The 11822-nt window shown below is 72.7% G+C and carries 14 protein-coding genes; 7 read left to right on the plus strand and 7 right to left on the minus strand.

Annotated elements, in window-relative coordinates:
* Positions 1-5 precede the first annotated feature (5 nt).
* Complete coding sequence (locus DMB42_RS12880; RefSeq protein ID WP_125634099.1) at positions 6-992, plus strand: acetylxylan esterase; 987 nt, start codon at positions 6-8, stop codon at positions 990-992.
* Here DMB42_RS12880 and DMB42_RS12885 read toward each other — a convergent pair.
* Entirely contained in the window at positions 983-1621 is a 639-nt protein-coding gene (locus tag DMB42_RS12885; RefSeq protein ID WP_125634101.1) for a helix-turn-helix transcriptional regulator, read from the minus strand. The two genes, DMB42_RS12880 and DMB42_RS12885, sit on opposite strands and share 10 nt — an antisense overlap.
* Positions 1622-1623: 2 nt before the next feature.
* The gene (locus DMB42_RS12890; protein WP_125634103.1) at positions 1624-2208 is read right to left on the minus strand and encodes a hypothetical protein; all 585 of its coding nucleotides are present in this window, start codon (positions 2206-2208) and stop codon (positions 1624-1626) included.
* A gap of 91 nt (positions 2209-2299) precedes the next feature.
* On the opposite strand from DMB42_RS12890, the gene DMB42_RS54930 reads away from it, so the two are divergent.
* The 3 genes from DMB42_RS54930 to DMB42_RS12900 all read left to right on the plus strand — a co-directional run bounded on the left by DMB42_RS54930 (position 2300) and on the right by DMB42_RS12900 (position 4366).
* Positions 2300-2425, plus strand: a complete 126-nt coding sequence (locus tag DMB42_RS54930; RefSeq protein ID WP_260477661.1) for a hypothetical protein — start codon at positions 2300-2302, stop codon at positions 2423-2425.
* Between the two features lie 54 nt (positions 2426-2479).
* Entirely contained in the window at positions 2480-3709 is a 1230-nt protein-coding gene (locus DMB42_RS12895) for an alpha/beta hydrolase (RefSeq protein WP_221762120.1), read from the plus strand.
* An 87-nt stretch (positions 3710-3796) separates the two neighbouring features.
* Positions 3797-4366, plus strand: a complete 570-nt coding sequence (locus tag DMB42_RS12900; RefSeq protein WP_125634105.1) for a hypothetical protein — start codon at positions 3797-3799, stop codon at positions 4364-4366.
* 79 nt (positions 4367-4445) lie between these two features.
* On the opposite strand, the gene DMB42_RS12905 is transcribed toward DMB42_RS12900, so the two are convergent.
* The 4 genes from DMB42_RS12905 to DMB42_RS12920 all read right to left on the minus strand — a co-directional run bounded on the left by DMB42_RS12905 (position 4446) and on the right by DMB42_RS12920 (position 8411).
* Positions 4446-4886, minus strand: coding sequence for an ester cyclase (locus tag DMB42_RS12905; RefSeq protein ID WP_125634107.1), 441 nt, complete (start codon positions 4884-4886; stop codon positions 4446-4448).
* A gap of 101 nt (positions 4887-4987) precedes the next feature.
* Entirely contained in the window at positions 4988-5578 is a 591-nt protein-coding gene (locus DMB42_RS54935; RefSeq protein ID WP_260477687.1) for a response regulator transcription factor, read from the minus strand.
* 44 nt (positions 5579-5622) lie between these two features.
* A complete protein-coding gene (locus DMB42_RS54940; RefSeq protein WP_260477662.1) occupies positions 5623-6840 on the minus strand; it encodes a histidine kinase in 1218 nt (405 codons plus the stop codon).
* Positions 6841-6917: 77 nt separating this feature from the next.
* Positions 6918-8411: a nitrilase-related carbon-nitrogen hydrolase gene (locus DMB42_RS12920; protein WP_185844619.1), complete on the minus strand. Its 1494-nt coding sequence runs from the start codon at positions 8409-8411 to the stop codon at positions 6918-6920.
* 219 nt (positions 8412-8630) lie between these two features.
* Here DMB42_RS12920 and DMB42_RS12925 point away from each other — a divergent pair, with 219 nt between their 5' ends.
* Complete coding sequence (locus tag DMB42_RS12925; RefSeq protein ID WP_125634113.1) at positions 8631-9608, plus strand: phosphotransferase family protein; 978 nt, start codon at positions 8631-8633, stop codon at positions 9606-9608.
* 55 nt (positions 9609-9663) lie between these two features.
* Here DMB42_RS12925 and DMB42_RS12930 read toward each other — a convergent pair whose 3' ends face one another.
* On the minus strand, positions 9664-10224 hold the full coding sequence (locus DMB42_RS12930) for a pyridoxamine 5'-phosphate oxidase family protein (protein ID WP_260477663.1): 561 nt from the start codon (positions 10222-10224) through the stop codon (positions 9664-9666).
* Positions 10225-10396: 172 nt separating this feature from the next.
* Between DMB42_RS12930 and DMB42_RS12935 the strand changes: the two genes are divergently transcribed.
* Together DMB42_RS12935 and DMB42_RS12940 are read left to right on the plus strand one after the other, a co-directional pair.
* A complete protein-coding gene (locus tag DMB42_RS12935; protein ID WP_125634117.1) occupies positions 10397-11326 on the plus strand; it encodes an alpha/beta hydrolase in 930 nt (309 codons plus the stop codon).
* Positions 11327-11358: 32 nt separating this feature from the next.
* The gene (locus tag DMB42_RS12940) at positions 11359-11814 is read left to right on the plus strand and encodes a GbsR/MarR family transcriptional regulator (RefSeq protein ID WP_125634119.1); all 456 of its coding nucleotides are present in this window, start codon (positions 11359-11361) and stop codon (positions 11812-11814) included.
* Positions 11815-11822 lie beyond the last annotated feature (8 nt).

Here is an 11822-nt window from a genome sequence, read left to right on the forward strand (position 1 = left end):
ATCCCATGCCACTGTTCGACCTGCCGCTCGACGAGCTCGCCGGCTACCGGCCCGCCGTCCACCGCCCGGACGACTTCGACGACTTCTGGAAGACCACCCTCGACGCGCAGGGCCCGGCCGCCCCCGTCTTCACCCCCGTGGACGCCGGCCTGCCCCTGGTCGAGGTGTACGACGTCACCTTCTCCGGCTACGGCGGCGCCCCCATCCGCTGCTGGCTGGTGCTGCCCGCCGCGCCCGCGTCCGCGCCCGTGCCCTGCGTCGTGCAGTACCTCGGTTACGGCCGGGGCAGGGGAGAGCCGTACTCGTGGCTGACCTGGCCCGCCGCCGGGTACGCCACGCTCGTCATGGACAGCAGGGGACAGGGCATGGTCTCCGCCGAGCACCTCGGGGCCACCCCCGACCCCCTCGGCGCGACCCAGGGCATGCTGACCCACGGCGTGCTCGACCGCGACGGCTACTACTACCGCAGGCTCTACACCGACGCCGTGCTCGCCGTCGAGGCGGCCCGCGCCCATCCGGCCGTCGACCCCGCGCGGGTCCTGGTGGCCGGCGTGAGCCAGGGCGGCGGCCTCGCGCTGGCCGTCGCGGGAATGCGGCCGGACGTGGCCGGCGCGCTCGTCGACGTGCCGTTCCTGTGCCACTTCAGGCGCGGCGTGGAACTGGTCGGCACCGAGCCGTACGCCGAGATCACCCGGTTCTGCGCGGCCAACCGCGGCGTGATCGACCGCGTCTTCGACACCCTGTCCTACGTCGACGGCGTCAACCACGCGGCCAGGGCCACCGCGCCCGCCCTGTTCTCCGTCGGCCTCATGGACCAGACGTGCCCGCCCTCCACCGTGTACGCCGCCTTCAACGCCTACGCCGGGCCCGCCGAGATCGTCGTGCACCCGTTCAACGGGCACGAGGGCGGCGCCTCGACCCGGCTGCGCGGGCAGCTCGCCTGGGCGGAGAAGGTGATCGCGAGCATCCCGGGGGAGCCCGGTCAGTCCTGAACGCCGGGCAGCCTCAGCGCGAGCTGGAAGCGGCTGCGGGCGTCGTACCGGTCCATGAGGGCGCGCACGGTCGCCGCGACGGTCCGCTCGCTGATCCCGAGGCGGCGGGCGACGACCGGGTCCGTGCAGCCGTCGGCCAGCAACGCCACCACCTCCCGCTCGCGCCGGGTCAGCGCGGGCAGCGGGGCGGCCGTCCAGTGGCGTTCGAACAGCGCGATCAGCCCGGCCACCAGCGGACGCGACCAGACCTCCAGGCAGCCGGCCTCCGGGTCGTCCCGGTCGGCGGGCAGCAGGGCCACCCGGCGGTCGAGGACCATGAGCGAGGTGGGCAGGCTCTCCGCCCTGCGGTGGTCGCCGTCGAGCACCATGAGGTCGTCGGCGGTGACCACCGGCGTGGCGGCCCCGACCGGCGCCATCGTGCGCAGCAGCACCCCTCGCGCCCAGCGGTCCCTGGCTCCGGGCAGGGCCCGCTGGACCGCCTCGTCGTCGATGGTCATGGCGTCGTAGAAGGCCAGATGCTCGTGGCGGGCGCGGGACAACAACTCGCGCTCGCGCGCGACCGCCTGGCCGGCGGGGATGCGCCGCACCTGAGGCCCGAGCGGGACGGCCGGAACCAGCACGTGGCTCATTCTCACATGCTCCACGCCTCGTGGACGGTGGTGATGGCCGAGGAGCTGGGCCGCCCGCCGGGCCAGGTCACGGCGGGAACGCCCGGCACGGCCCGGCCGTCGATCGTGATCGAGGCGTGCGCGCACGGGATGATCTGCATGGACAGCCCGTGGCTCGCGCCCCGCAGGGGGAAGTCGGCCATCGCGAAGGGCCGGGCGTCGAGGGGCCCGGTGATGCCGACCGTCAAGCCGGCCGCCGCGGCGTACGCGCCCGTGGCCGGATCGACGCGCAGCTCCACGGCGGCCCGCTCCACCCGTGCGGCGGGCCAGGACGGCAGGGCCCTGGCCTCGTCGAAGTGCCGCACGAAGTGCTCCTCGATCCACGCGCCCAGCCGCGGGTCGTCGCTCACGACGCGCAGCCCGGCCGGCGTCCAGACCACCAGGACCGAGCCCGAGCCGTGCGTGGACCAGTCGACCTGCCACAGCGACGCGTACCCGGTGGGCGTGTCGCCGTCGTACAGGGTGACGTAGGGGTTGGCTCCGGCCAGCAGCGGCACGCGGGTCACGTAGGCGCTGGTCAGGTCGTCGCCCACTTCACTGCTGAGCATGAGCCGATCCTGTCACGCTCCGGCCGTGAGGGGCACAACCGGTTGCGGGTTCCCGCAAACCCCTTGACGGCCGCCCATTCCGCCTCAGGACGTGAGCGGCGGGATGTTGTGGGCGAAGCCGTACGTCCGACAGGCCAGCGGCAGCCGCCGCAACGTCGTCACCATCACCGCGGACGGCTGCCGCCTGCTGTCCGACCTCGACCGGCCACCGCCGTGAACCGGCCTGACCTCTTATACGCCGCGTATATACCCTCAGGTTATAGTGACGACCGTGGCTTACTTGATCGAACACGTGAAACCGGGCGGCACCGGCGGCCCGCGCAGGTCCTCGCGCCGCGGCAGGGCGGCGGCGATCGCCGGTCTCACCGCCGTCCTGGCCGCCGGCGGGCTGGTCCCCGCCTCGCCCGCGGCGGCGTCCGGGGCGCCCGTGACGTACCTGCCGGCGCCGACCGGCTCCCGGCCCGTCGGGACGAGGTCCCTGTACCTGAAGGACACCTCGCGCCCCGACCCCTGGGTGCCCACGGCCAAGGCCCGCGAGCTCATGGTCTCCCTGTGGTACCCGGCCGCCGCGCCGGGCCGCCGCCGGGCCCAGTACATGACCCCCAAGGCGTCCGAGCTGCTCCTGAAGGACGGCGGGCTCACCGGCCTCCCGGCCGACACGCTGAGCAGGACGCGGACCAACGCCTTCACCGACGCCCGCCCCGCCGGACGCCCCCACAGCCTGCCCCTCGTCGTCCTGTCCCCGGGACACGCCAAGCCCCGCACCGAGCTCACGGCCCTGGCCGAAGAGCTGGCCAGCCGGGGGTACGTGGTGGCTGCCGTCGACCACACCTACGAGAACGTCGCCACCAGCTTCCCGGACGGCCGGGTCACCACCTGCGTCACCTGTGAGATCGACGGCAAGGGCCCGGACTGGTGGGCGAAACTGGAGAAGAGCCGGGCGGCCGACGTGTCCTTCGTGCTCGACGAGCTGATCGGCGCGCGTCCGAAGTGGAAGGACTCGGCGCTCATCGACCGGTCCAGGATCGCCATGGCGGGCCACTCCGCGGGCGGCGCCGCGACCGTCGCGGCCATGGCGGCCGACCGCCGGCTGCGCGCCGGAGTCGACCTCGACGGAAGCGTGGAGACGATACTCCCGGACGCCGGACTGGCCCGGCCGTTCCTGTTGCTGGGCAAGCCGGCCACGTACACGCCGGGCAAGGGCGAGTCCGCCGCCACATGGGAGCGTGTCTGGGCGCGGCTGACCGGATGGAAACGCTGGCTGCTGGTGACGGGGGCCGCGCACACCTCGTTCACCGACCTGGGCGTCCTGATCGGCCAGCTTGGCCTTGAGGACGGCGCCGACATCCCCGGCCCCCGCGCCCTCGACGTCACCCGCGCCTACGTGTCGGCCTTCTTCGACCGGCACCTGCGCGGGAAGCCCCAGCCGCTGCTGGACAAGCCGTCGGCCGGCATGCCCGAGGTCACGTTCTGCGACCCGGAGAAGAAGACCTGCGCCTAGCGTCCGTGAGCCGGGCGCACCGGCGCGCCCGCCCCCGTACGCAACAAAGATCGCAACATCTCCGGGGGTTCCCGCGTCAGACAGAACATGACCTCACTCAACGAGCGCAGGACCCACCCGACCGCCCGCCGCGCGGCCTGGACGACCGCCGCGACCCTGGCGGCCGTCCTGGCCGCAGGCGTCGTCGCCACCCCCGCCGGCGCGGAGAGCACGACCCGGGCCGCCGAGCGGGCGGGCCGGGTCGACTGGGCGTCCGTGGTGGAGCCGGCGCTCAACTGCCCCAAACCGGGCCCGAAGGCCGCCTGGTACGTCGTGCGCGCCCGCGTCGCGGCCGTCGCCGACGTCACCCGCGACGGGAAGCGGGAGACCGTCGTCGTGTCCTCGTGCCCGAGCCCGACCTCCAGCAATCCGCTGATCGCCTTCGTCTACGACGGAGCCGGCAAGCCCTCGGCCCCGCGTCTGCTCGGCAAGCTCGGCGGCAACCGCTACTTCAAGTCCCTGAAGGTCACGACCCGGGGCCCGCTGGTGAACCTGACCGGCAAGGCGCTCAGCGACCAGGCCCCCCGCTGCTGCCCCGACCTGAACGTCAGCCAGACCTACAAGTGGGACGGCACGAAGTTCCGCAGGACGGCGGACAAGGCGACGCGCATCTCCTGACCACCCCGCGCGCCGGGCCGGGCGGTTCCGTGCCGCCCACCCGGCCCGCCCGCCCAGCCCGCCCGCCCGGCCCTGCCGATCAGGCCGCGAGATCCGTGAACCCGAGCTGCTGGAGCTGGGAGTACAGGTCGACGACCCCCCACAGGTCGGTGATCCGGCCGTCGGCGAAGCGGGCGATGAAGATCTCGCCGTACGTGACGGACCTGCCGGTCGCGGGCCTGCCCCGGTACTCGCCGGTGTTGGTCCCGGTGACCGTCTGCCGTACGACGATCTTGTCTTCCGTGGCGAGCACGTCCTCGACCGAGACGTGGATGTCGGGGAACGCGCGCAGCAGCACGTCCCACACCCGTTTCTGCGCCTGCACGGCCGTCATGCCGTTCCCCTCGGCCGTGTGGAACCGCCCGTCCGGGTGGATGAACTCGTCGATCGCCTTGGTGATGACCTCCAGATCGCCGCTGTTGACGGCCTCGCGGAACCGGTCGTACGTCTCCTTGTCGCGGTCTTCCTGGGTCGTGGACATGTCGCCCCTCCTGGCATCTGGACCGTTATGACGGGGCGCCCGGCCGTGGGACCGGCGCCTCCACAGATACCGACGCCACAGCCCCCCGGAATGTGAGGCCGTCAGCGGTTGAGGTAGGCGAGGACGGCCAGGACACGCCGGTTGTCGTCCTCGGACTCGGGCAGGTGGAGCTTGCCGAAGATGCTGGAGATGTGCTTGTTGACCGCGCTGGCGGAGATCGCGAGCTGATGACCGATCGCCGTGTTGGACCGCCCGGCGGCGATCAGGCTCAGCACCTCCCGCTCGCGCGGGCTCAGCTCGGCGGTACGACCCCGCGCGTCCCCACGGGTCAGCAGCTTGGCGATGACCTGCGCGTCCATCGCCGTGCCGCCCTGGGCCACCGAGGTGACCGCGTCGATGAACTGCTTGGTGTTGGCCACCCTGTCCTTCAGCAGGTAGCCGACCGCCCCGGCGCCGTCGGCCAGCAGCTCGCGGGCGTAGAGCTGCTCGACGTACTGCGACAGGACCAGCACCGGGAAGCCGGGCCGTTCGCGGCGCGCCTGGATCGCGGCCTGCAACCCCTCGTCCGTGAACGACGGCGGCAGCCGTACGTCGACGACCGCCACGTCGGGCCGCTCCTCGGCCAGCACCTTGCGCAGGGACGGCCCGTTGTCGACGGCGGCCACGACCGTGAAGCCGGCCTCGGTGAGCATGCGGACGAGCGCGTCGCGGATGAGGAACAGGTCCTCGGCGACGACTACTCGGACCTGATCGCGCACGGCACCTCCAGATGCACCCGGGTGGGCCCGCCGGGCGGGCTGTCGACGGTGATCGTCCCGTCGAAGACGGCCAGCCGGCTCTGGACGCCGCGCAGCCCGGTGCCGTCGGCCGGGTCGACGCCACCGCCGCCGTCGTCGACGACGTCGCAGCTCAGCACGCCGTTCCGGTAGCGCAGGGTGATCCGGACCAGCGCGGCGCCGGCGTGCTTGCTCGTGTTGGCCAGCAGCTCGTTGACGGCGAAGTAGACGGCCGACTCCACCGGCGGCGCCGGCCGTCCGGTCAGGTCGGAGGACACCTCGACGTCGAGCAGGCAGTCCAGTGCCAGGGCCCGGATCGCGTCGGCGAGGCCCCGGTCGGCCAGGACCGGCGGGTGCACGCCGCGTACCAGGTCGCGCAGCTCGTCCAGGGCCTTCGAGGAGGACTCGCGGGCGGTGGCCAGCAGGGCGCGGGCCGCGTCCGGGTCCTCGTCGAAGAGCCGCTCGGCGTGGCCGAGGCCCATGCCGAGCGCGACCAGCCGCGCCTGCGCGCCGTCGTGCAGGTCGCGCTCGATCCGGCGCAGCTCGGCGGCCTGCGCGTCGACGCTGCCCGCGCGGGTCTCGACCAGCGTCTCGACCCGCTGCTCCAGCGCGGCCGTACGCGACGGCCCGAGCAGCGCGCCGGCCCATCGGGCGCGTACGCGCAACAGCAGGGGCCCGAGGAAGAGGCCGAGCACGATCAGCGCCAGCCCCACCGGGATCGCCGCCAGCGCGGCGGCCGTCGAGGTCACGTGGATGACGCCGTACGCGTTGGCGCCGCCGGCCCGCGCGTTGGCCTGCCAGACGAACGGCTGCACCGCCGCGCCGTACAGGCCGTAGAGCGGCATGCCGAGCGCCAGCGCGGACGCCCACGTGCCCATGATCGGGTCGAGGAACCCCCAGAGCACGTCCCGCCAGGTCGCGCTCTCCCGCAGCAGCGCCCGCGCGTCCGTCCGGGGGGCGTAGGGGCGCGGGACGTCCACACCCGCGCGGCCCGCCAGCCGCCTGGCCGCGTCCGCGACCGTGCGCAGCAGCGACACCGCAGGCGGGAACACCCGCCCCCCGACGCCGGCCACCATCGGCACCGCGCTGATCACCACCAGCAGCGCCGCGCCGACGCCGGCGACCGACAGGCCGATCATGGCCAGCGCCAGCAGCGGCGTGGCGAGTCTCGCCTTCACCCCTCGTCTCCCCGTCGTGCTCGTCTTCCCGTTCCGGGCCGGTGGCATCATCGCACCTTTCTTCGGAAATCCCATGGTCAGCCCCGGTGTGCGGTACGCCGGAGCACGGCCGTCGCGCCCAGCCCGGCCACGCCCGCCAGGCAGAGCCAGGCGAACAGGTCGCCGACCAGGCCGTAGAGCGTCCAGACGCCCCGGGTCGGCACGGAGACGACCATGCTCTGCCGGTCGGTGCCGAAGTAGTCCGTCCTGGCCAGGCTCGTGCCGTAGGGGTCGACGGTGATCGCGAGGCCGTTGCTGGTCGGCCGGACGAGGGTGTAGCCGTTCTCGACGGCGCGGAACACCGCGTTCGCGGCGTGCGTACGCTCGATGCCCTTCCAGTCGTTGGCCGGGACGAACATGACGTCGGCCCGGGTGCGCAACGTGCCGGGGAAGTCGGCGTCGAAGCAGATGACGTTGGCCAGCCTGCCGTACGGCGTCGCGGTCACCGGCACGACCCCGTCACCCGGCCGCAGGTTCTCCATGCCGGGCACGGGATGCGCCTTGTCGAAGACCGACGCCACCTGGCCGGCGGGGGTCACGAGTACGGCGATGTCGCGCGAGCGCGGCTCTCCGTCGAGGATGACCGCGATCCCCATGTCCAGATATATGCGCTTCTCCTTGGCCAGCTTCTGCGCCTCGCGCAGGAAACCCGGAAGGTCCTCGCCGAGCACGACCGCCGCGGTCTCCGCCCACGCCACGATCTTCGCGCCGCCGTCCGCCTCGGTCCGGCTGCGGGCGAACAGGTCGTCGTTGAGCACCGCGTACGCCTCGCGCAGCGTCGGCTTCTGCTCCGGCAGCACCCGCGGCGTGTGGAAGTTGTCGATCTCCCGCATACGTTTCTCGGCCGCGAGCGACGCGCTGATCCCGGCGACGCGTACGAGCTCCGGCGCCGCCGGCGCCACCGCCAGCCGCAGACCGCCCCCGGCCAGGACGAGAACGAGCACCGACCCGTACGCGAGCGTGACGGTCCGGATCGAGGGCCAGTTGAGCCGGTGTTCCAGCGCGAGGTTGACGACCGGGGCGGCCCAGGCCATCAGGAAGCTGATCCCGTAGATGCCGGTGACGGACACCGTCTGGAGGAGTGGCAGGTTCGCCGACTGCGTCGCGGCCAGCGGCCCGAAGATCGTGCCGAGCGGGCTGATCGCCGCCACCAGGAACTCGACCGTCACCCGCGCCGCCGGGAAGACCAGCGTGCCCGCCAACGGGCCGAGCCGCCGGAAGAGCAGCCGGTCGGCCAGCAGCGGGAGGCTCAGGATCAGGCTCAGCAGCAGACAGCCGAGCAGGATGGGCGGGACGCCGAGCTGACCCGCCGCGGCGACGTAGACGACCGTCGTCGCCGTCGCCGACAGGCCGACGCACGCGAGCCCGGCCGGCACCCCAGAGCTCCGGGTGAACCGCATCAGACCGATGGAGAACAGCCAGCCGGCGACCGGGACCGCCCATTCGCTGTTCGTGCCGAAGAGCCCGAACGCGATGCCCGCCGCCAGCCAGCCGTATTTCCGCCAACCCGTGGCGAAGTACGTGTTTGCCATGCACAGGAGCCTCGCCGACCGCGCGGCGCCCGCCATTGCGGATGACCCTCCACTCTCCCTGTAGTTATCTCCACCTCCCGGAGGGGGCGCGGTCCGCGAGCGCGGCCGGGGGCGTACACCCGGGCAGCTCGTGGCGACGTACGGCCGGGGCGGTCGCCCGGGATTGCGGTGGACCGGCGGTTGGGGCAGCATGGTCGGCCGGTTCGACGGAAGGTGATCATGACAAGGGCGTTCCTGACCCCGGACAACGTGCACGACCTGGTGGCCGAGCAGTTCGGCGCCGACCGGCGGCTGACCGCGCTGGACCGGCTGACCGGCGGCAGCAAGAAGGGCGTCTACCGGCTGCGCCTGGACGACGCGACCAGCGTGATCCTCTACCTGTGGGCGACCGCCGAGAACTACTGGCCGCCGTCCCCGGCCGTCGAGGACGACCCGTTCACCGACGCCTCGGGCGCGGACCTGTTCGCCGCCGGGCACGCGGCCCTGACCGCGGCGGGCGTACGGGTGCCGCGGCTGCTGACGCTCGACCGCGACGGCCGCCACCTCGGCGCCGCTCTCGCGCTGGTCGAGGACGCGGGCGCGACGACCCTGGAGGCGCTGATGGAACGCGACCCGGCCGCCGCCGCCCTGCCGCTGGCCACGCTCGGCGACGCCCTGCGCCGCATGCACACCACGTCCGGCCCGGCCTACGGCAGGGTCGCCGACGTCGCCCGCGGCGTGGTCGCCCGGACCCGGCGCGCCGAGGACGTCGTCATGGACCGGGCGCTCGCCCACCTCGACGCCGGGGCGGCCCGTGACCCCCGGCTGGGCCGGGCGCGTGACCGGATCGCCGCCCACGTACACCGCCTCCGTGACGCGGTCGCGCCCCGCCGGCGGTACGGGCTGGTGCACGGCGAACTCGGACCCGACCACGTGCTCGTCACGCCCTCGGGCGAACCCGTACTGATCGACTTCGAGGGCCTGACGTACTTCGACGTCGAATGGGAGCACGCCTGGCTGCGGATGCGTTTCGAGGACGCGTACCCGGCGCTGCGCCCGGTCGATCTCGATCCCTGCCGGCTGGAGCTCTACCGGTACGCGCAGGTGCTCTCGCTGATCGAGGGCCCGCTGCGGATCGCGGACACCGACTTCCCAGACCGCCGCTGGATGCTGGACCTGGCCGAGTGGAACATCGCCAAGGCGCTCGCCGTCATCTGACGGCGCCCGGCGGCGGCGGGAGCGCGGGCGGCCTGGTCCGTACTCCGCCGCCCGCTCAGGCGTCGCGGGGGAGCGGCGGCAGCGGGAGGGGCAGGCCCGGCAGGCCGTCGATGCTGGTCGCGATGTGCTCCTTCTTGTGGAAGTAGGCGTCGAGCGACTCGTCGTCCTCCCGGGCGAAGCGCGAGCCGTGCAGCGGGCGGTCGGCGTCGTAGGTCATGAACGGGACGGCGTACCCGCAGGTGTCGCGGATCAGCGTGGCCGTCACGACGATGATCGCGCGCAGGCCGTGGGGGGCCGGGTCGAGGTCCGGGAAGTGCCGCATCAGGCCGGGCCAGCGCGGGTCGTCGCGGAAGACGGGCTCTCCGTGGCCGTGCACGCGCACGATGTTCGGCGGGCCGTCGAAGGCGCACCACATGAGCGTGATGCGGCCGTTCTCGCGCAGGTGGGCGATCGTCTCGGCGTTGCTGCCGGCGAAGTCGAGGTAGGCCACGGTGAGCTCGTCCAGGACGGCGAACGAGCCCTTCAGCCCCTTCGGTGAGAGGTTGACCGTGCCGTCGCCGGCCAGGGGAGCTGTCGCGGTGAAGAAGACGGGCTGAGCCTCGATGAAGGCACGCAACCGGCCGTCGATCCGGTCGTAGGTCTTTCCCGTGGTCCGGATTATCCCCTTTTTGGGTCGTACGGGCTCGGCGGGATCCGTGCGGCCGTGGTGCGGAACACCTTGCGTCGATTGACGTTGCTAGTTATTTCAGTCATGATTGAAATGACTAGCCACAAGGAGGCGGAAACACGTGGAACACGTGACGTTCAACAGCCTGGGCACGCGCTGCGCGGGCGACCTGTACCTGCCGCCGACCCGGGAGCCCGTTCCCGGGCTGGTGCTGGGGCACAGCGGCGTGATGGTCAAGGAGGCGCTGGCGGTCTTCGCGCCGTACTTCGTGCGGGCCGGGTTCGCCGTGCTGGCCATCGACTACCGCACGGTCGGGTCCAGCGAGGGCGAGCCCCGCGGGCTGGACCACCCGGAGCGGCAGGCGGAGGACTTCCGCAGCGCCGTGTCGTACCTGCAGACCCGGCCCGAGGTGCGGCCGGAGCGGATCGGGGTGTGGGGGGTCAGCGTCGGCGGCTCGGTGCCGGCCGCCGCCGCCGTGCTCGACCGGCGCATCTCGTGCGTCGTCGTCCAGAGCCCCAGCATGTGGAACGGATGGCGCTACCTGGAACGCCTCATGGGCCGCGCCGGCCTGCACGCGCTGCGCGACGAGCTGCGACAGGACTGGCAGCGGCGCTACGAGGGCGGGCAGAGCGCGCGCGTGCCGCACCTGGCACTGGACCACGACAGCGTCAAGGACGCGCCGGACATGTCCACCCGGCTGTTCCCCACCTACCGCAACGAGAAGACCCTCGACTCGGTCGAGCACCTGCTCACCTTCGCGCCGGAGAACCTCATCCACCGGCTCGCCCCGACACCGCTGCTGATGATCGCCAACGGCGCCTGGGATCCGTACCACATCCTTGAGGAGGCGCAGAGCGCCTTCGACCGGGCGGGGGAGCCCAAGCGGCTGGAGGTGCTGCCGTACGACGTGCTCGGCCTCTACACCGGCCCCGGCCTGGACGAGGCGATGACGCTCGCGGTCGACTGGTTCGACCTCCACCTGCGCAGGACCCCGCTCGCCGCCGTCACCCCGGTCCCCGCCTACGAAACGGTCGCCGCCATGACACAGTGAGCCGGCACACGATCGACGAAGGAGCACGCGACATGAGCGGCGAGGAACAGCAGGACCGGTTGCTTCGATGGGTGGAGCGGGTGACCGCCTTCTGCGTCGAGGAGTGGGGGCTGCCGCCCATCACCGGCCGCATCCTCGGCTGGCTCATGATCTGCGATCCCGCCGAGCAGTCCGCCGGCCAGATCGCCGACGCGATCTCGGCCAGCCGGGCCTCGCTCACCTCGAACATGCGTTTCCTCACCGCCATCGGCCTGGTCAAGAAGGTACGCAGGCCCGCTGACCGCACCTCCTACTACCGCATCGAGGACGACGCGTGGCAGAAGGTCATCCAGCGCAAGCTCGACGGCCTGAGCGCGTTCGGCGAGATCGCCGACGAGGGGCTCGGCATCGTCGGCGGCGAGGGACACCGCGCCGAACGCATCAAGGCCGCCCACGACTCCCTGACGTGGCTGCAGAACCTCGCGGCCCGCCATCCGCTACGCCGTTAAGGAAACCC

Origin of the sequence: Nonomuraea sp. WAC 01424 (assembly GCF_003947315.1) — a bacterium.
Taxonomy (GTDB): domain Bacteria; phylum Actinomycetota; class Actinomycetes; order Streptosporangiales; family Streptosporangiaceae; genus Nonomuraea; species Nonomuraea spiralis.